The sequence below is a fragment of the Mesorhizobium quangtriensis genome (assembly GCF_040081925.1).
Lineage (GTDB): Bacteria > Pseudomonadota > Alphaproteobacteria > Rhizobiales > Rhizobiaceae > Mesorhizobium_K > Mesorhizobium_K quangtriensis.
Genome location: NZ_JBEBMF010000003.1, coordinates 567,518 through 586,627 on the forward strand (window position 1 = coordinate 567,518; position 19,110 = coordinate 586,627).

The window sequence follows — 19,110 nt, forward strand, 5'->3', positions numbered from 1 at the left end:
CGATGATCGGGGCTTTCTGGTCGCTGCTGGGCATAATCTCAGGCGCGTTCCTTGCCGCCCAGGCTCCGATCAACGCGCAACTGGCGCGCGGCCTTGGGTTGCCCATCGCCGCGGCCGCCTTTTCGTTCCTGTCGGGCGCGATCGTGCTTGGGGCCGTCACCTTCGCGGTAATGCGCATTCAGGAGATTTCGCTCGACCTGAAGGCTCCGCCGCCGTGGCTTTTTGTGGCAGGCGGCATCCTCGGTGGCTCCTATGTCACCATCTCGACCATCCTGATCCCGCGCCTTGGCGCGGCAGCGGTGATGGCGTTTCTGGTGGCCGGGCAACTGCTCGCCGGCATGCTGCTGGATCGCATAGGCTTCCTCGGCATGGCCATGCGCGAAATCTCTTTCGGCCGTGTCGCTGGCGCCGTGCTGCTGGTCACCGGCGCCTTGCTTGTTCGCCTGACCTGATGCGCGTCGATCTCTTCGATTTCGACTTGCCAGACGAAAGCGTCGCGCTCCGTCCGGCGAATCCGCGCGACGCAGCGAAGCTGCTGGTGGTGCGTCCACTAAGCTCCTTCGAGGACAGGATCGTGCGCGACCTGCCATCGCTGCTCGATCCCGGCGACGTGCTGGTCTTCAACGACACCAAGGTGATCCCGGCGCAACTCTCGGGCATTCGCGTGCGCGGCGAAGCGTCGGCGCATGTCGACGCGACGCTGCATATGCGGGTCGCAGCCGACCGGTGGCTGGCTTTCGTGCGGCCGGGCAAACGCGTCGCTGCCGGCGACCGCATCCATTTCGGCCATGACGGCAATTCCTGCTTTCTGGGCGCACTCGACGCCACCGTGGTCGAGAAACGCGACGGCGGCGAGGTGCTGCTGGCCTTTGACCTGTCAGGCCCGATGCTGGACGAGGCGCTGCATACAGTTGGCCATGTGCCACTGCCGCCTTACATCGCTTCGAAACGCGCCGAGGACGAGCGCGACCGGGCCGATTACCAGACGATCTATGCCCGCGAGGAAGGTGCGGTTGCAGCACCCACCGCCGGGCTGCACTTTACGCCGGAGCTTTTCGTGGCGCTGGATGCGCGTGGCGTGGAGCGCCGTTTCGTGACGCTGCATGTCGGGGCGGGGACGTTTCTCCCGGTCAAGGCGGACGACACTGCCGACCACAGAATGCACGCGGAAACGGGGAATGTGTCGGCCGAGGTGGCCGAGGCGATCAACGCGGCGAAAGCGCGGGGAAACCGCGTCGTCTGCGTCGGCACGACATCGCTCCGCCTGCTGGAAAGTGCCGCCTCCGCAGACGGATCGTTGGCGGCGTGGTCGGGGTCGACGGAGATCTTCATCACGCCGGGCTATCGTTTCCGATTGGTCGATGCGCTGATGACCAATTTCCATTTGCCGCGCTCGACGCTCTTCATGCTGGTCTCGGCCTTCGCCGGGCTGGAGCGCATGCGCGCCGCCTATGCGCATGCCATAGAGAGCGGCTACAGGTTCTATTCGTATGGGGATGGCAGCCTGCTTTTCAGGGCCGATAATGACTGACACCTTCACCTTCCGCCTCATCGCCACCGACGGGAACGCCAGGCGCGGCGAGGTTTCGATGCCGCGCGGTGTCGTTCGGACGCCGGCCTTCATGCCCGTCGGCACCGCGGGCACCGTCAAGGCGATGTATCTGGATCAGGTGCGCGACCTAGGCTCGGACATCATCCTCGGCAACACCTATCACCTGATGCTGCGGCCGGGGGCGGAGCGGGTCGCGCGGCTGGGCGGGCTGCATGAGTTCGCGCGATGGCCCTATCCGATGCTGACCGACAGCGGCGGCTTTCAGGTGATGTCGCTGTCGCAGTTGCGAAAGCTGACCGAGAACGGCGTGACGTTCCGTTCGCATATCGACGGCGCGGCCTATGAGATGACGCCGGAACGCTCGATCGAGATACAGGGGCTGCTCGATTCCGACATCCAGATGCAGCTTGACGAATGCGTCGCGCTGCCTTCGGAACCGAAGGACATCGAGCGCGCCATGGAGTTGTCGCTGCGCTGGGCCGAGCGCTGCAAGACGGCTTTCGGCGACCAACCGGGCAAGGCTATGTTCGGCATCGTGCAGGGGGGCGACGTGGCGGCGTTGCGCGTCCGTTCGGCGCAGGCGCTTAAAGGTATGGACCTGAAGGGATATTCTATCGGCGGTCTGGCGGTGGGCGAGCCGCAGGCGGTGATGCTGGAGATGCTCGACATCACCTTGCCTGAGCTTCCGACGGAAAAACCGCGATACCTGATGGGCGTCGGCACACCGGACGACATCCTGAAATCGGTCGCGCGCGGCGTCGACATGTTCGACTGCGTGATGCCGACGCGGGCAGGGCGGCACGGCCTCGCCTATACGCGGCGCGGCAAGATCAACCTGCGCAACGCCCGCCACGCCGACGACCCGCGCCCGCTGGACGAGGAAAGCGATTGCCCCGCCGCGCGCGACTATTCCCGCGCCTATTTGCATCATCTTGTGCGGTCGCAGGAGGCGCTGGGCGCGATGCTGCTGACCTGGAACAACCTCTCCTATTACCAGCACCTGATGCAGGATATCCGCGAAGCGATCGAGGCGGGCCGGTTTACCGACCGCGCGGTGGAGATCACGGAAGGCTGGACGAAGGGTGATCTGCCGGCGCTGTAGGTCACGCGCCGATGGCGGTCGATTTCTTGAGTTTTACGCTGGTGATGCGGTAGACCCCGTCGGGCTGCAGCTCCAGCGTATATTCCGCCTCATATTCGAGCCCGTCGGGGCCGGTCAGCAGGACGTCCTGCTGGATGCGGCCATTGCCAAGCTCCTTTGCCGCACCCAAGGCGTAGCTTCGCGGGCTGCGGATTGGTTGATAGGCGCTGCCGACCATGCCCATGAAGATATCGACGGTCGGGAATATCCGCTGGATGCTCGGAGCCGCGAAGGAATAGGCAAGCGCGCCGTCGTTGGACTGGAAGGCTTTGAGCTGGGAGTCGACGGTAGCCTGCGCGCCCCGGATGTCCGCATCGCCGGCGAAGGCGGTAACGGGCAGGAGAGGCAGCAGGGTAAGCAATGCTGTGCGGATCAGATGCATCGTCAAACTCCCGTGCGGCGATCGGAAGGCTCGTGTCGACGTAGTACGTCGTTCAGCCACTTTTGGTTCACTCAGCCGAACGTAACCATGGAGCCGTGCCGCGATTCCCTTTTGTGCTGGGCTCAAGCCAGCGGCGAGAAAACCAGTATGCACTTCAACTGTGCAGTCAGGGATTTGCCTTCGAAAGTGATGCCTTCGTTTTCGGCAGTTTTCGCGCATTGACCAAAGTCTAGGCCATTTTTGGCGATTGCACTTGCTTTTCGGTCGCGACGCATTTTGAAATGGTGTCACAGGGGAGTACGCGCTTGGTTGCGTTCGACGAAATGCAGCCGGACCAGTCCGGCATAAGACACTCATATGCGGCCTACGACCGCTGGTGGCAGCAGCAGGACCCGGCGAGACTAGGCGAAAAGATGCGCGACGCCGAGCGCGTCTTCCGCAAGACGGGCATCACCTTCGCCGTCTATGGCGAGGAAGAGGCGGCCGAACGGCTCATCCCCTTCGACATCGTTCCGCGCATCCTTTCCGGGGCCGAATGGCGGCGGCTCACCCAGGGCATCGAGCAGCGCGTGCAGGCGCTGAACGCTTTCCTGGACGATATCTATCATCGCCAGGAAATCCTGCGTGCCGGGCGGATCCCTAAAAGGCTGATCGCGGAAAACGACGCCTTCCTGCCCGAAATGATCGGTGTGCGCCCGCCGGCTGGCGTCTATACCCACATCATCGGCACCGACATCGTGCGTACCGGCGAGAACGAGTTCTTCGTGCTCGAGGACAATGCGCGCACGCCTTCCGGCGTCTCCTACATGCTGGAAAACCGCGAGACGATGATGCAGCTCTTTCCCGAGCTGTTTCAAAAGATCAGGGTGCGGCCGGTCGAGAACTATCCGCAATTGCTGCGACAGTCGCTCGCCGCCGTTCGGCCGGAGAACCTGCGTGGGACGCCGACGATGGCGGTGCTGACGCCCGGCAGCTACAACTCGGCGTATTTCGAGCACGCCTTCCTCGCCGACCAGATGGGCGTCGAACTTGTCGAGGGACACGATCTGCGTGTGGTCGACGGGCACGTCGCGATGCGCACGACCGAGGGCTACAAGCAGATCGACGTGCTCTACCGCCGCGTCGATGACGCATTTCTCGACCCGCTGACGTTCCGGCCGGACTCCGCGCTCGGCGTGCCCGGCATCATGGACGTCTATCGCGCCGGCAACATCACCATCGCCAACGCTCCGGGCACCGGCATCGCCGACGACAAGGCGATTTATTCCTACATGCCCGACATCATCGAGTTCTATACCGGCCGCAAGGCGATCCTGCAGAACATCCAGACCTTCCGCTGCTCGGAGCCGGACACGCTGAAATACGTGCAGGAGAATTTGAAAGACCTCGTCGTGAAGGAAGTGCACGGCTCGGGCGGCTACGGCATGCTGGTGGGCCCGACCGCCACCAAGAAGGAGCGGGAGACTTTCTCGAAGAAGCTCGCCGCGAACCCATCGAATTACATCGCCCAGCCGACGCTTTCGCTGTCGACCTGCCCGATCATGACGGAAGCCGGCCTGTCACCGCGCCATGTCGATCTCAGGCCGTTCGTGCTGGTGTCCGACAAGATTCAGATCGTGCCGGGGGGATTGACCCGCGTTGCTCTCAAGCAGGGCTCTCTGGTCGTGAACTCGTCGCAAGGCGGCGGAACCAAAGATACCTGGGTGTTGGACGACTAATGCTTCTCGGACGCGTCGCAAACGGCCTCTACTGGATGAACCGCTATATCGAGCGGGCGGAGAACATGGCGCGTCTGGTGGATGCCGGGCTGCGCATGGCGCTGACGCGGACGCAGAGCGCGGAGGAGGAGTGGAAGTCCGTCGTGCTCTCGGCCGGCGTCGATTCCGCCTTTGCGTCGAAATACAGCGAATACACGCCCGCCAATGTCTCGGATTTCCTGATCCGCGACACGACCAACCCTTCGAGCGCCATGGCCTCCATGGAAACCGCGCGCTTCAACGCGCGCATGGTGCGTACCGCGCTGACGCGCGAGACATGGGAGGCGATCAACGAAGCCTGGATGTCGCTGAAACGCGTGCTCGCCAACCCCATCGACGAGCGCGACCTGCCGAGCGTGCTCGACGCGATCAAGCGCGAGACGGCGCTGATACGCGGCTGCTTCTACGGCACGATGCTGCGCAACGAGATTTTCGATTTCGCCCAGATCGGCACCTATGTCGAGCGAGCCGACAACACCGCGCGCATTCTCGATGTGAAGTACTACGTGCTGCTGCCGTCGGTCTCGTGGGTCGGGTCGACGCTGGACAATTCGCAGTGGGAGTCGATCCTGCGTTCCGTTTCGGCGCACCGCTCCTATCGCTGGGTGTATGACGCCGAATACAAGCCGACCAACATCGCCGACTATCTGATCCTGAACGGCCGCATGCCGCGCTCGCTGACCTTCTGCTACCGCTTCCTTGCCGAACACCTGCGGTTCCGCGAGGAGGATTACGGCTTAAGGCTGCCATGCCATCAACAGGTGGAGGATATCCTGTCGAAACTGCGCTCAAGCTCGGTGAAGCGGATATTCGACGAAGGGCTGCACGAGTTCCTGACCGACTTTATCCGCGACAACAACCGGCTCGGCGGCGAGGTCGCGGCCAACTATCGTTTCCACTGACGGGACCGCCATGAGACTGAAGATCTCGCACCGGACCGAATACCGCTACGACGCGCCGCTGCAATATGCGTTGCAGCGGCTGCGGCTGGTGCCACGCGGCGGCAAGACGCAGACCATCCATAGCTGGTCGTTGAAGGTGGACGGCGCCGTCGAGGAAGCGCGCTACATCGACCACTTCGAGAACGACACGCGACTTGTGAGCATGTCGGCCGATGCCACCACGATCGGGGTCGACGCCTGGGGCGAGGTCGAGACCTTCGACACGGCGGGCGTCTCCGGCGAGCATCGCGGCTTTGCGCCGCTCTGGCTGTTCCAGCACCAGACCGACCTGACGACGCCTGGCGACGGCATCCGCGAACTGGCGGAAGCGGTCGGGCAAGGTTCGGAGCTGGACCGGCTGCACCAGCTGATGAACATCATCGGGGTCAGGGTGGCCTACACGACGGGCGCGACGCATGCTGGTACCACCGCCGAAGAAGCGCTGAAGCTGGGAAGCGGCGTCTGCCAGGACCATGCGCATGTTTTCACCGCCACCGCCCGCGTCCTCGGCTTCCCGGCGCGCTACATCAGCGGTTATTTGATGCTGAACGACACGGTGGACCAGGCCGCCAGCCATGCCTGGGCGGAAGCGCATGTTCCGGGGCTCGGATGGGTGGCGTTCGATCCCTCCAACGGCATATCGCCTGATGAACGTTATGTCCGGATGGCTGTCGGCCGTGACTATCGCGACGCCATGCCGGTGTCGGGAATCCGCCTTGGATGGGCGGAAGAACAGCTTGCCGTCTCGATCACGGTAGAGCAGTAATCGCCGCTTAGGCGATACCAGAAGCGATTCCATGACCTATTGCGTTGGATTGAAGATCGACCGGGGACTCGTGTTCATGTCGGACACGCGCACCAATGCGGGCATCGATTCCATCTCCACCTTCCGCAAGATGCATGTTTGGGAGGAGCCGGGCGAGCGCGTCATCGTGCTGATGTCGGCGGGCAATCTGGCGACCACGCAATCGGTGGTCAGCATACTGGAAGAGCGCACCAAGGCCGTGGCCGAGCGCGCGCCGACGCTGCTCGAAATGCCTTCGATGTTCCAGACGGCGCGGTTGGTCGGCGACGTGGTGAAGGAAGTCATCGCCAATTCCGCGCCGGTGGGCCAGAAGGCGGACAGCTATTTCAATGCGTCCTTCATTCTCGGCGGCCAGATCAGGGGGACAGCGCCCCGGCTGTTCATGATCTATCCGGAAGGTAACTTCATCGAGTCCAGCGACGACACGCCGTTCTTCCAGGTCGGCGAGACGAAGTACGGCAAGCCGATCATCGTGCGCGCCTACGACAAGGCGATGAGCCTCGCAGAGACGGTGAAGCTTCTGCTTGTGTCCTTCGATTCGACGCTGAAATCGAACCTGTCGGTCGGCCTGCCGCTCGACCTGCTGTTCTATGAAAAGGACAGCTTCAAGGTGGGGCTGAGGAAGAGGATCGGCCAGGACGATCCCTACTACCGGACCGTTTCGGACGGCTGGTCGAACGCGCTGAAGAATGCCTTCAAGGCGCTGCCGGATTTTCCCGAAAACTGACTTTTGACATTTCAGGTCCCGCTTCCCTTCGATAGGGTCGTTTGCGCGCGCCGGGAGGAATGATGGACAACGACGATTTTCGAAAGTGGTCGCACCGCGCGGCGGACTGGGGAGCGGACTACCGCGCCACGCTGCGGGACCGGCCCGTGCGGGCGCAGACCCAGCCCGGCGAGATCGCGGCGCGGATCGGCCTGTCGGCGCCTGAGGAACCGGAGGCGATGGAGGCGATCTTCGCCGACTTCGAGCGCGATATCGTGCCCGGCATGACGCATTGGCAGCACCCGCGCTTCTTCGCCTATTTTCCGGCCAATGCCGCACCGGTATCCGTCGTTGCCGAATATCTCGTCAGCACAATGGCGGCCCAGTGCATGCTCTGGCAGACATCGCCGGCGGCAACCGAACTGGAGACGAAGGTCATCGACTGGTTGCGGCAGGCGCTCGGCCTGCCTGAGGACTTCTCCGGAGTGATCCAGGACTCGGCGTCGTCTGCGACGCTCTCGGCGGTGCTGGTGATGCGCGAACGGGCGCTGGGCTGGGCCGGCAACCGCGCGGGGCTGTCGGGTCAGCCGCGCATTCGCATCTACTGCTCCGATCAGGTTCATACGTCGATCGACCGCGCGATCTGGGTGGCCGGCATCGGCGAGGAAAACCTTGTGCGCGTGCCGACCGGCGGGCGCTGGCGTTCGATGCAGTCGACAGCGCTGGAAGAGGCGATTCAGGCGGACAGGGCGGCCGGGTTGCTTCCCGCAGGCATCATTGCGAGCGTGGGGGGCACCTCGATCGGGGGCACCGACGACGTGGCGGCCGTCGCGGCGATCGCCAAAAAGTATGGACTCTATCTGCACGTCGACGCGGCCTGGGCGGGGTCGGCCATGATCTGCCCGGAGTTCCGGCATTTCTGGTCCGGGGTGGAGCATGCAGATTCCGTCGTCTTCAACCCGCACAAATGGCTCGGCGCGCAGTTCGACTGTTCAATCCATTTCGTGTGCGATCCCGAAAGCCTTGTGCGGACGCTGGCGATCCGCCCGGAATATCTGAAGACGCAGGGCAGGGATGGCATCGTCAACTATTCGGAATGGACCGTGCCGCTCGGGCGTCGTTTCCGCGCGCTGAAGCTGTGGTTCCTGTTGCGCGCGCACGGCCTGGAAACGCTGCGCCAGATGATCCGCAACCATGTCGGATGGAGCGAGGGGCTTGCGTCCAGACTGGCGGAAGTGCCGGGCTTCGAGATCGTCACCGAGCCCATGCTGTCGCTGTTCACGTTCCGACATCAGCCGTGCGACGAACAGAGGGCCGACGAGCACAATCTGGCGCTTGTGGACGCAATCAACAATGACGGTCGCATCTACCTGACGCAGACGCGCGTGGACGGGCGTGTGGCGATCCGCTTCCAGGCAGGGCAGTTCGAGGCCACCGAAGCGGATGTGGACGTGGCCTTCGACGTGATTACCGAGATCGCCGCGCGCATTACAACGGAGACGGCGCGTTAGCGATAACCACGCGTTGGACGCGCACTGCCTTTTATACGACTTTCGTTTTGATGTCTTTGTGATAAAAACGAAAGTCGGAGGCGCCAAATGTTCCTATCCCCGCGACATAACGAAATCATCCAGATGGCAAAGGACCAGGGTCGTGTTCTGGTCGATGATCTGGCCCAGCATTTCTCCGTCACGCCTCAGACGATCCGCAAGGATCTCAATGATTTGTGCGAACAGCGGCTGCTGACGCGCATCCATGGCGGCGCGCTGTTTCCGTCAGGCATCGAGAATGTGGAGTATGAGGCGCGGCGCAAGATCGCGGCGGACGAGAAGGACGCCATCGGCAGGGCGGCAGCGCGCCTGATACCGGACCATGCCTCGCTTTTCATTAACATAGGCACAACGACGGAAGCGGTCAGCAATGCGCTGCTTGACCATGACGGATTGATGGTCATCACCAATAACATCAATGTTGCCAACAGGATGCGGGTCTATCCCTCGATCGAGGTGGTCATCGCCGGCGGCGTGGTGCGCGGCTCCGATGGCGGCGTGGTGGGGGAGGCGGCGGTCGACTTCATCAAGCAGTTCAAGGTCGATTATGCCGTGATCGGCGCATCGGCGATCGATCCCGACGGGGCACTGCTCGACTTCGACTTTCGCGAGGTGAAGGTCGCGCAAGCCATCATCGCCAACGCGCGGCATGTCATCCTCGTCGCCGACGCGACCAAGTTCGAGCGAACCGCGCCTGTCCGCATCGGTCATCTGAGCCAGGTGAACACGTTCATTACGGATCGATGCGACGTGACCGCGATCCGCGATATCTGCACAGATGCGAACGTCGATCTTGTGGAGACGTCCCGATAACCGGGGCCATCAGTCTATTTCGTTTGACATTCGTTATGTTTTCGAAATAATTCCCAAACGCTTTCGATAAGACGCCAAAATGGTGCAGTGCGAAAGCGAGGAGGAAGTTTGGACGCGTCCCCAATCCATGACCTCTTTGTCATCGGCGGCGGCATCAACGGATGCGGCATTGCCCGCGACGCCGTGGGCCGGGGGTATTCTGTCTTTCTCGCCGAGATGAACGACCTCGCAAGCGGGACGTCGTCGGCCTCCACGAAACTCATCCACGGCGGGCTGCGCTATCTCGAATATTACGAGTTCCGGCTGGTGCGGGAGTCGCTGATGGAGCGCGAGGTGCTCTGGAGGAACGCGCCGCACATAATCTGGCCGCTACGCTTTGTACTGCCGTTCGCCAAGGACGGTCCACGGCCAGCCTGGATGGTGCGCCTCGGGCTGTTTCTCTACGACCATATCGGCGGGCGGAAGCTCTTGCCGGCCACGCGTACGCTCGACATGCGCACAGATCCTGCGGGCAAGCCGCTGAAGCCAAACTTCGCCAGAGCGTTCGAATACTCGGACGGCTGGGTGAACGACGCGCGACTGGTGGCTCTCAATGCACGTGACGCCGCCGACCGTGGTGCGACGATCCGCACTCGCACAAAAGTCACAACAGCAAGGCGCGATGCCGATCACTGGTCAATTGAAGTCCAGGATGTGCGTAGCGGCGAACAGGAGACAGTTCGAGCCCGGTTGCTGGTCAATGCGGCTGGCCCCTGGGTCGATCACGTCCTTGCGGAAACGATCGGCCAGAACGATGTCCACAACGTTCGTCTGGTGCAGGGCAGCCATATCGTGGTGCGCAAGAAGTTCGACGATCCGCGCGCCTATTTCTTCCAGAACAAGGACGGCCGCATCATCTTCGCCATTCCCTATGAGGAAGAGTTCACGCTGATCGGCACCACCGATCGCGACCACCCCGGCGATCCGCACAATGTGCGCATCAGCGACGAGGAAGTCCGCTACCTCTGCGATGCAGCGAGCGAGTATTTCACCGAGCCGGTGAAGCCGGAGGATATCGTCTGGACCTATTCCGGCGTGCGCCCGCTCTATGACGACGGCGCATCGAAGGCGCAGGAAGCGACCCGCGATTATGTGTTGAAGGTCGATCATCCGAACGGGCAGGCTCCGCTGGTCGATATCTTCGGCGGCAAGATCACCACCTACCGCCGGCTTTCGGAACACATGCTTGAGAAGATCGAGCATCTTCTGGGCAAAAAGGGAAAGTCGTGGACCGCCAATGCACCGTTGCCGGGCGGCGATTTTCCGGCGACCGGCTTCGATGCGCAGGTCGCAAGGCTGCAGGCCGATTATCCATTCCTGGATGTGAGTTTTGCCCGTCGCCTGACCCGGCTCTACGGCACGCGAGCGCGCAAGCTGCTCGGGACTGCGAAGTCGTTTGCCGAGCTCGGACGCAGTTTCGGGGCCGATCTCTATGAGGCGGAGGTCCGGTATCTGATCGACCAGGAGTGGGCTTTGACTGCGGAAGACGTGTTGTGGCGCAGGACCAAGCGGGGGCTCGTGCTGTCCCCGCAGGAAACTGCGGCGCTCGACGAATACATGAAGGGATTTCCGCGCAGCTTGCAAATTGCTGCCGCGGAATAGAAGCTGAACTCGAGAGTATCAGCCTGGGAGGAGGCGACATGCTCGAACTGCGGAATGTGACGAGAACCGTTGCCGGCGCGGACCATATCCGCGACGTGTCGCTGACGCTTCGTCACGGCTCGCTGAACGTGCTTCTCGGGCCGACGCTTTCGGGCAAGACCAGCCTGATGCGGATCATGGCCGGTCTGGACGTGCCGACCGCCGGTTCCGTCTGGTTCGACGGCATCGATGTGACGGGCGTACCGGTGCGCAAGCGTAACGTCGCTATGGTCTACCAGCAGTTCATCAACTACCCGGCGATGACCGTCTACGAGAACATCGCCTCGCCGTTGCGTGTGGCGGGCGCCGACGACGCAACGATCAAGCGCGAGGTCGGGCGCGCGGCTGACCTGCTGAAGCTGACGCCCTATCTGGCGCGCACGCCACTCAATCTGTCGGGCGGCCAGCAGCAGCGGACGGCGCTGGCGCGCGCCATCGTCAAGAACGCCTCGCTCGTCCTGCTGGACGAGCCGCTGGCAAACCTCGACTACAAGCTCCGCGAGGAACTGCGCGAGGAACTGCCGAAGATATTCGCAGCTGCCGGGACGATCTTCGTCTACGCTACGACCGAACCGCACGAAGCGCTTCTGCTCGGCGGCAATACCGCAACGCTGTCAGAAGGCCGCATTACCCAGTTCGGCCCGACAATCGAGGTTTTCCGCCGTCCGAACGATCTGGTGACGGCGAGGACATTCGCGGATCCGCCGCTGAACACGATCGTGCTCAGGAAAAGCGGATCGAGCTTCATGCTTGATGGTGGGGTGAACCTCCCTGTGCCGGCAGACCTCGCCGGCATAGCCGACGACGAGTATACGATCGGCTTTCAGCCCCACCATCTTTCTTTATCCCGCTCCGGATCGGGCGCGGTGCCGCTGAGGGCGAAGGTGACGGCCTCCGAGATCACCGGCTCGGAAAGCTACGTGCACCTGGATTTCGCCGATGTCCGCTGGGTGATGCTGGCGCATGGCATCCATTCGTTCGAGCCGGACCAGGAGGTCGAGGTCTTCCTCGATCCGCGCCACATCATGATCTTCGACTCAAGCGGCCGCTCCGTCAGCGCCCGCGACAGACTGGCGGCTTAGCACCATGGCGCGCATCGAGTGCAACCACATCCGCCACGCTTATACGGCGAACCCGACGTCGCCGAAGGACTACGCGCTGAAGGAAGTTAACCACGTCTTCGAGGACGGCGGAGCCTATGCGCTGCTGGGGCCTTCCGGCTGCGGCAAGACGACCCTGCTCAACATCATCTCCGGCCTGCTGCACCCTTCGCATGGGGAACTTCGCTTCGACGGTCGCGACGTTACCAACCTGTCAACGCAGGAGCGCAACATCGCGCAAGTGTTCCAGTTCCCGGTCATCTACGACACGATGACGGTCTACGACAATCTGGCCTTCCCGCTGCGCAACCGTTCAGTTCCGGAAGCCGATGTCGACCGGCGCGTGCGCGAGACGCTGGAGATGACCGGGCTTGCCGACATGGCCAAGCGCCGCGCGCGCGGCCTGACGGCGGACCAGAAGCAGAAGATTTCGCTCGGGCGCGGGCTGGTGCGCCACGACGTCAACGCCATCCTGTTCGACGAGCCGCTGACCGTCATCGATCCGCACATGAAATGGGTGCTGCGCTCGCAGTTGAAGCAGCTTCACAGGCGCTTCGGCTACACGATGGTCTATGTCACGCACGACCAGACGGAAGCCCTGACCTTCGCCGAGCAGGTCGTGGTCATGTATGACGGCGAGATCGTGCAAATCGGCACGCCGGCCGAACTTTTCGAGCGACCGAAGCACACCTTCGTCGGCTATTTCATCGGCTCGCCCGGCATGAATGTGGTGCCGGTGTCGGTCGACGGCCGCAATGCCAAGCTCGGTGGCCAGACGATCGAACTGCCGGGCGGCGCGCCGTCGTCGGGTGGGGCAGGGAAGACGGAACTTGGGGTGCGGCCGGAATATGTCCGGCTGTCCGAGGACGGCATGCCCGCGACGATCACCAAGGTCGAGGATATCGGCCGTCACCGCGTCGTGCACGCCACCATCGAGGGCCATCACATCGCGGCCATCGTCGCGGAACACGCCGAAATCCCGAGCGACGCGAAAATCGCCTTCGATCCCGCAGGCATCAACATCTACGCCGATTCCTGGCGTGTCGAGCTGGGAGGCTGACGGCCATGGACAAGCCCTGGAACAACAAGGCCTGGTTCATGGTGCTGCCGGTGCTGGTGCTGGTGGCGTTCTCGGCCGTCATCCCGCTGATGACGGTGGTCAACTATTCGGTGCAGGACACGTTCGGCAACAACATCTTCTTCTGGGTCGGCACCGCCTGGTACGAGGACATACTGGCCTCAAGCCGCTTCTGGCAGGCGATGGGGCGCAACCTGGCATTCTCCGGCATCATCCTTGCGATCCAGATCCCGCTCGGCATCTTTGTCGCGCTCAACATGCCGCGCTCGGGTTGGGGCGTGCCGGTCTGCCTCGTGCTGATGGCGCTGCCGCTGCTCATTCCGTGGAACGTTGTTGGCACGATCTGGCAGGTGTTCGGCCGCATCGACATCGGCCTACTCGGCTACACGATGAATTCGCTGGGCATCAACTACAACTATGTCAGCGACCCTGTCGCGGCGTGGATCACGCTCGTCCTCATGGATGTCTGGCACTGGACGAGCCTCGTCGTGCTGCTCTGCTACGCCGGGCTGGTCTCCATTCCCGACGCTTACTACCAAGCCGCCAAGATCGACGGCGCGTCCCGCTGGGCGGTGTTCCGCTACATCCAGCTGCCGAAGATGAACCGCGTGCTGCTGATCGCGGTCCTCCTGCGCTTCATGGACAGTTTCATGACCTACACCGAACCGTTCGTCGTCACCGGCGGTGGTCCCGGTAACTCGACCACCTTCATGTCGATAGATCTCGTGAAAATGGCGATCGGCCAGTTCGACCTCGGGCCGGCGGCGGCGATGTCGATCGTCTACTTCCTGATCGTCCTGCTGCTGTCGTGGGTGTTTTACACCGTCATGACCAATTACGGGCGGGACAGCTGACATGGCGGACACGAAGGACAACGCCATGACGGTCGAGCGCGGCGGACTGCCGGCAGCTGGAAGCATAGCCGGTGCAGGCAACGACGCGGTGGCGCGTTCCATGCGCAGGCGCGGCGAGAGCTCGCGCTTCTGGTGGCTGGTGCCGACGATCTACATCATCTTCCTGATGCTGCCGATCTACTGGCTCATCAACATGAGCTTCAAGACCAATCAGGAGATCGTCGGACCGATCACCTTCTGGCCGGTGGACCCGACAATCCGCAACTATATGGTTATCTTCACTGACCCGTCCTGGTATTCGGGCTACATCAACTCGATCATCTACGTCGTGATGAACACGGCCATCTCGATCAGCGTGGCGCTGCCGGCCGCCTATGCCTTCTCGCGCTACCGCTTCCTCGGCGACAAGCACCTGTTCTTCTGGCTGCTGACGAACCGCATGGCGCCGCCGGCGGTGTTCGCGCTGCCGTTCTTCCAGCTCTATTCGGCCTTCGGACTGATCGACACGCACATCGCGGTTGCGCTGGCGCACTGCCTGTTCAACGTGCCGCTGGCGGTGTGGATCCTCGAAGGCTTCATGTCAGGCGTGCCGAAGGAAATCGACGAGACGGCTTATATCGACGGCTATTCCTTCCCGCGCTTCTTCGTGAAGATCTTCATGCCGCTGATCGCATCGGGCATCGGCGTCGCCGCCTTCTTCTGCTTCATGTTCTCGTGGGTGGAACTGCTGCTGGCGCGCACGCTGACGACCACGGCGGCCAAGCCCATCGCCGCGATCATGACGCGAACGGTGTCGGCCTCGGGCATGGACTGGGGCGTGCTGGCTGCTGCCGGCGTGCTGACGATCATCCCCGGCGCGCTCGTGATCTGGTTCGTCCGCAACTACATCGCCAAGGGCTTTGCCCTGGGGAGGGTTTGAGATGGCGGTGGCTCGCACACGGCGCTGGCAAATCCCGTTCGCCGCGGTTCTGGTCGTTTATGCGCTTTGCGCGTGGCTGCTGACGCTCCGGCTGCCGGTCAAGGACGGCGAGGTCGACTGGACGGGCTCCCTGATCCCGGGCGGCTGGATGGCGTGGTCGTTTCCGACCGCGCTGTTCTTCCTGACCATTTTCCTGCTGCTCGCCCTCATGGCGGTCTGGGAATATGCAAGCCCCGGCGGAAATCCGCGTGTTGGCATCCTGCGCTTCGAGACGACGCGCGGCGACCGGTTGTTCATTTCGCTGCTCGGCGCAGCGTTCATCCATCTCGCCTGGCTGGGCCTTGTCGGCCCTAGCCTGTGGTGGGCTCTCGCTCTCTCCGTGGTCTACGCCATTGGCGTGTTTCGCTACGTTTAGGGGGAGGAACTGTTGAGGCGGCCGCGTGCCTGCGACCGCCTCGATCGCAAAGTAACCTTGTGGAGGAAACCATATGCGACGGCACCTACTAACATCTACGACCGCCCTTGTCCTGCTGGTCGGGGCGGGAAGCGCCTACGCCGGAATGGACGAAGCCAAGACCTTCCTGGACGCGGAGATCGGCGACCTGTCGTCGCTCGACCGCGCCGGACAGGAAGCCGAGATGCAGTGGTTCATCGACGCGGCCAAGCCTTTCGCCGGCATGGATATCAAGGTCGTGTCCGAGACGATCACCACGCATGAATATGAATCGAAGGTGCTTGCGCCTGCGTTCACGGCCATCACCGGCATCAAGATCACGCACGACCTGATCGGCGAAGGTGATGTTATCGAGAAGCTGCAGACGCAGATGCAGTCGGGCGAGAACATCTACGACGCCTACGTCAATGACTCCGACCTGATCGGTACCCACTGGCGCTACCAGCAGGCGCGCAGCCTGACCGACTGGATGGCCAACGAAGGCAAGGACGTCACCAATCCCGGCCTCGACCTCGCCGACTTCATCGGCACATCGTTCACGACCGCGCCCGACGGCAAGCTCTACCAGCTTCCCGACCAGCAGTTCGCGAACCTCTACTGGTTCCGCTACGACTGGTTCAACGACGAGAAGAACAAGGCCGACTTCAAGGCGAAGTACGGCTACGACCTCGGCGTCCCCGTCAACTGGTCGGCCTATGAGGACATCGCCGAGTTCTTCACCGGCCGCGAGATCGACGGCAAGAAGGTCTATGGCCACATGGACTACGGCAAGAAGGACCCGTCGCTCGGCTGGCGGTTCACCGACGCATGGCTGTCCATGGCCGGCAACGGCGACAGGGGTATTCCGAACGGCAAGCCGGTCGACGAGTGGGGCATCAAGGTCGACGAGAATTCGCGGCCGGTCGGTTCGTGTGTCGCACGCGGCGGCGACACCAACGGCCCGGCGGCGGTCTATTCGATCGAGAAGTACCTGCAGTGGCTGAAGGCCTATGCACCGGCGGCTGCTCAGGGCATGACCTTCTCCGAATCCGGCCCGGTGCCATCGCAGGGTGAAGTCGCCCAGCAGATGTTCACCTACACCGCCTTCACGGCCGATTTCGTGAAGCCCGGCCTGCCGGTCGTGAACGAGGACGGCACGCCGAAGTGGCGCTTCGCCCCGTCGCCGCATGGCGTCTACTGGAAGGACGGCATGAAGCTCGGCTACCAGGACGTCGGATCCTGGACGATCCTCAAGTCGACCCCGGACGATCGCGCCAAGGCTGCGTGGCTCTATGCGCAGTTCGTCACGTCCAAGACGGTGGATGTGAAGAAGAGCCATGTCGGGCTGACGCTCATTCGCGAAAGCTCGATCCAGCATCCGTCGTTCACCGAGCGCGCACCGAAGCTCGGCGGCCTGATCGAGTTCTATCGCTCGCCGGCCCGCGTCCAGTGGTCGCCGACCGGAACCAACATTCCGGACTATCCGAAGCTGGCTCAGCTCTGGTGGCAGGCGATCGGCGATGCGTCGTCGGGCGCAAAGACTGCTCAGGAGGCGATGGACTCGCTCTGTGCCGAGCAGGAGAAGGTGCTGGAACGCCTGGAACGCGCCGGCGTCATGGGTGACATGGGACCGAAGCTCGCCGAGGAGCACGATCTCGAGTACTGGAACAAGGATGCCGTAGCCAAGGGCAACCTCGCTCCGCAGCTCAAGATCGCCGACGAGAAGGAAAAGCCGCTGACCGTCAACTACGACGAGCTGGTCAAGAGCTGGCAGTAACTAGACCGTCCGGGTGCCTCGGCCCCCGGACCTGACGTACGGACGGGGAGGCGGCGTCATGCCGCCTCCCTGTTCCTGTAAGCGGAGGGATCATGACAGGTTACGTTCTCGCCATCGACCAAGGCACGACATCCTCGCGCGCCATCGTCTTCGATGGAAAGATGAAGGTCGCGGGCGTCGGCCAGAAGGAATTCACCCAGTTCTATCCCGCATCAGGGTGGGTGGAGCACGACCCCGAAGAAATCTGGCAGAGCGTCGTGTGGTCCGCCAAGGAGGCGCTGCGCAAGGCCAAGGTGAAAGCCGCCGACATCGCCGCGATCGGCATCACCAACCAGCGCGAAACCGTCGTTATCTGGGACAAGGCGACCGGCCAGCCGATCCACAAGGCGATCGTCTGGCAGGACCGGCGCACCGCGCCGCTGTGCGCAAAGCTGAAGAAGGCAGGGCTGGAGAAGACGTTTACACGCAAGACCGGCCTGCTACTCGATCCGTACTTTTCGGGCACGAAGATCGCCTGGCTGCTCGATCATGTAAAGGGCGCGCGGCGGCGGGCCGCAAAGGGCGAACTCCTCGCCGGCACGATCGATACGTTCCTCGTCTGGCGGCTGACCGGCGGCAAGGTCCATGCGACGGATGCGACGAACGCCTCGCGCACGCTGATCTACAACATCGGGAACAACGAGTGGGATGAGGAACTGCTGCGGATCCTCGACATTCCGCGCTCGCTGCTGCCGTCGGTGAAGGATTGCGCCGACGATTTCGGCGTGACGGAAAAATCGATCCTCGGCGCGGCGCTCCCAATCCTCGGCGTCGCCGGCGATCAGCATGCCGCGACGATCGGGCAGGCCTGCTTCAAGCCGGGGATGATGAAGTCGACCTACGGCACCGGTTGCTTCGCGCTGCTGAACACCGGCGCCGACATGGTGCGCTCCAAGAACCGATTGCTGACGACGATCGCCTACCGCCTCGACGGCAAGACGACCTATGCGCTGGAGGGCTCGATCTTTATCGCGGGTGCTGCCGTGCAGTGGCTGCGCGACGGAGCGAAGATGATCTCCAAGGCCGCGCACAGCGGCGAACTCGCGGCCAAGGCCGACCCATCGCAGAACGTCTATCTCGTGCCGGCCTTCGTCGGCTTGGGTGCACCCCACTGGGACGCCCACGCGCGGGGTGCGATCTTCGGACTGACGCGCAATACCGGTCCCGCCGAATTTGCCCGCGCAGCGCTTGAAGCAGTCGCCTACCAGACGCGCGACCTGCTGGACGCCATGAAGAAGGACTGGAAGGGCGCGGCATCCGGCACCGTGCTGCGCGTCGACGGCGGGATGGTGGCGTCGGACTGGACGATGCAGCGCCTAGCCGACATTCTGGATGCGCCCGTCGATCGGCCCGAAATCCTGGAGACGACCGCGCTTGGCGCTGCGTGGCTGGCTGGCTCGCGCGCTGGCGTCTGGCCGAAGGCATCGGCCTTCGCGAAAAGCTGGGCACTGGAGAAGCGCTTCCGGCCAGAGATGGACGAGAAGACCAGGGCAACGAAACTCGCGGGGTGGCGCGATGCAGTCCGGCGCACGCTGACAATCTGATCGAGAAAAGAAAAAGGCCCGCTTCTGCGGGCCTTTCTC

The 19,110-nt window shown here is 63.0% G+C and carries 18 protein-coding genes; 17 read left to right on the forward strand and 1 reads right to left on the reverse strand.

Annotation, left to right across the window (positions count from 1 at the left end; all coding sequences use genetic code 11):
• Positions 1 to 2 precede the first annotated feature (2 nt).
• From ABMA32_RS18565 to tgt, 3 genes are read left to right on the forward strand one after another with little or no spacing between them, the layout of a single operon-like run.
• On the forward strand, positions 3 to 452 hold the full coding sequence (locus ABMA32_RS18565) for a DMT family transporter (protein ID WP_349015270.1): 450 nt from the start codon (positions 3 to 5) through the stop codon (positions 450 to 452).
• A complete protein-coding gene (gene queA / locus ABMA32_RS18570) occupies positions 452 to 1,531 on the forward strand; it encodes a tRNA preQ1(34) S-adenosylmethionine ribosyltransferase-isomerase QueA (protein ID WP_349015271.1) in 1,080 nt (359 codons plus the stop codon). Before ABMA32_RS18565 ends, queA begins: the two co-directional genes overlap by 1 nt.
• Entirely contained in the window at positions 1,524 to 2,654 is a 1,131-nt protein-coding gene (tgt, locus tag ABMA32_RS18575) for a tRNA guanosine(34) transglycosylase Tgt (protein WP_349015272.1), read from the forward strand. The genes queA and tgt overlap by 8 nt, the downstream gene beginning before the upstream one ends.
• 1 nt (position 2,655) lies before the next feature.
• On the opposite strand, the gene ABMA32_RS18580 is transcribed toward tgt, so the two are convergent.
• Entirely contained in the window at positions 2,656 to 3,075 is a 420-nt protein-coding gene (locus tag ABMA32_RS18580) for a DUF4864 domain-containing protein (RefSeq protein WP_349015273.1), read from the reverse strand.
• Between the two features lie 305 nt (positions 3,076 to 3,380).
• On the opposite strand from ABMA32_RS18580, the gene ABMA32_RS18585 reads away from it, so the two are divergent.
• The 14 genes from ABMA32_RS18585 (at position 3,381) to glpK (ending at position 19,071) form a co-directional block, all read left to right on the forward strand.
• Complete coding sequence (locus ABMA32_RS18585) at positions 3,381 to 4,793, forward strand: circularly permuted type 2 ATP-grasp protein (RefSeq protein ID WP_425475559.1); 1,413 nt, start codon at positions 3,381 to 3,383, stop codon at positions 4,791 to 4,793.
• Positions 4,793 to 5,734: an alpha-E domain-containing protein gene (locus ABMA32_RS18590; protein ID WP_349015274.1), complete on the forward strand. Its 942-nt coding sequence runs from the start codon at positions 4,793 to 4,795 to the stop codon at positions 5,732 to 5,734. The genes ABMA32_RS18585 and ABMA32_RS18590 overlap by 1 nt, the downstream gene beginning before the upstream one ends.
• A gap of 10 nt (positions 5,735 to 5,744) precedes the next feature.
• Positions 5,745 to 6,539: a transglutaminase family protein gene (locus tag ABMA32_RS18595; RefSeq protein ID WP_349015275.1), complete on the forward strand. Its 795-nt coding sequence runs from the start codon at positions 5,745 to 5,747 to the stop codon at positions 6,537 to 6,539.
• Between the two features lie 31 nt (positions 6,540 to 6,570).
• A complete protein-coding gene (locus ABMA32_RS18600) occupies positions 6,571 to 7,305 on the forward strand; it encodes a proteasome-type protease (RefSeq protein WP_349015276.1) in 735 nt (244 codons plus the stop codon).
• Positions 7,306 to 7,367: 62 nt separating this feature from the next.
• Entirely contained in the window at positions 7,368 to 8,795 is a 1,428-nt protein-coding gene (locus tag ABMA32_RS18605; protein ID WP_349015479.1) for a pyridoxal phosphate-dependent decarboxylase family protein, read from the forward strand.
• 87 nt (positions 8,796 to 8,882) lie between these two features.
• Entirely contained in the window at positions 8,883 to 9,647 is a 765-nt protein-coding gene (locus ABMA32_RS18610) for a DeoR/GlpR family DNA-binding transcription regulator (RefSeq protein ID WP_349015277.1), read from the forward strand.
• 108 nt (positions 9,648 to 9,755) lie between these two features.
• Complete coding sequence (glpD, locus tag ABMA32_RS18615; protein WP_349015278.1) at positions 9,756 to 11,288, forward strand: glycerol-3-phosphate dehydrogenase; 1,533 nt, start codon at positions 9,756 to 9,758, stop codon at positions 11,286 to 11,288.
• Between the two features lie 38 nt (positions 11,289 to 11,326).
• Positions 11,327 to 12,409 (forward strand): ABC transporter ATP-binding protein, encoded by a 1,083-nt coding sequence (locus tag ABMA32_RS18620; RefSeq protein WP_349015279.1) that lies wholly within the window; start codon positions 11,327 to 11,329, stop codon positions 12,407 to 12,409.
• Between the two features lie 4 nt (positions 12,410 to 12,413).
• Positions 12,414 to 13,487: an ABC transporter ATP-binding protein gene (locus ABMA32_RS18625; protein ID WP_349015280.1), complete on the forward strand. Its 1,074-nt coding sequence runs from the start codon at positions 12,414 to 12,416 to the stop codon at positions 13,485 to 13,487.
• A 5-nt stretch (positions 13,488 to 13,492) separates the two neighbouring features.
• Positions 13,493 to 14,359: a carbohydrate ABC transporter permease gene (locus ABMA32_RS18630; protein WP_349015281.1), complete on the forward strand. Its 867-nt coding sequence runs from the start codon at positions 13,493 to 13,495 to the stop codon at positions 14,357 to 14,359.
• A 25-nt stretch (positions 14,360 to 14,384) separates the two neighbouring features.
• Positions 14,385 to 15,278 (forward strand): carbohydrate ABC transporter permease, encoded by an 894-nt coding sequence (locus ABMA32_RS18635; protein WP_425475564.1) that lies wholly within the window; start codon positions 14,385 to 14,387, stop codon positions 15,276 to 15,278.
• Position 15,279: 1 nt separating this feature from the next.
• Positions 15,280 to 15,693, forward strand: a complete 414-nt coding sequence (locus tag ABMA32_RS18640; RefSeq protein ID WP_349015282.1) for a DUF2160 domain-containing protein — start codon at positions 15,280 to 15,282, stop codon at positions 15,691 to 15,693.
• A gap of 73 nt (positions 15,694 to 15,766) precedes the next feature.
• Positions 15,767 to 17,488, forward strand: a complete 1,722-nt coding sequence (locus ABMA32_RS18645) for an ABC transporter substrate-binding protein (protein WP_349015283.1) — start codon at positions 15,767 to 15,769, stop codon at positions 17,486 to 17,488.
• 92 nt (positions 17,489 to 17,580) lie between these two features.
• The gene (glpK, locus tag ABMA32_RS18650) at positions 17,581 to 19,071 is read left to right on the forward strand and encodes a glycerol kinase GlpK (protein WP_349015284.1); all 1,491 of its coding nucleotides are present in this window, start codon (positions 17,581 to 17,583) and stop codon (positions 19,069 to 19,071) included.
• Positions 19,072 to 19,110: the final 39 nt, after the last annotated feature.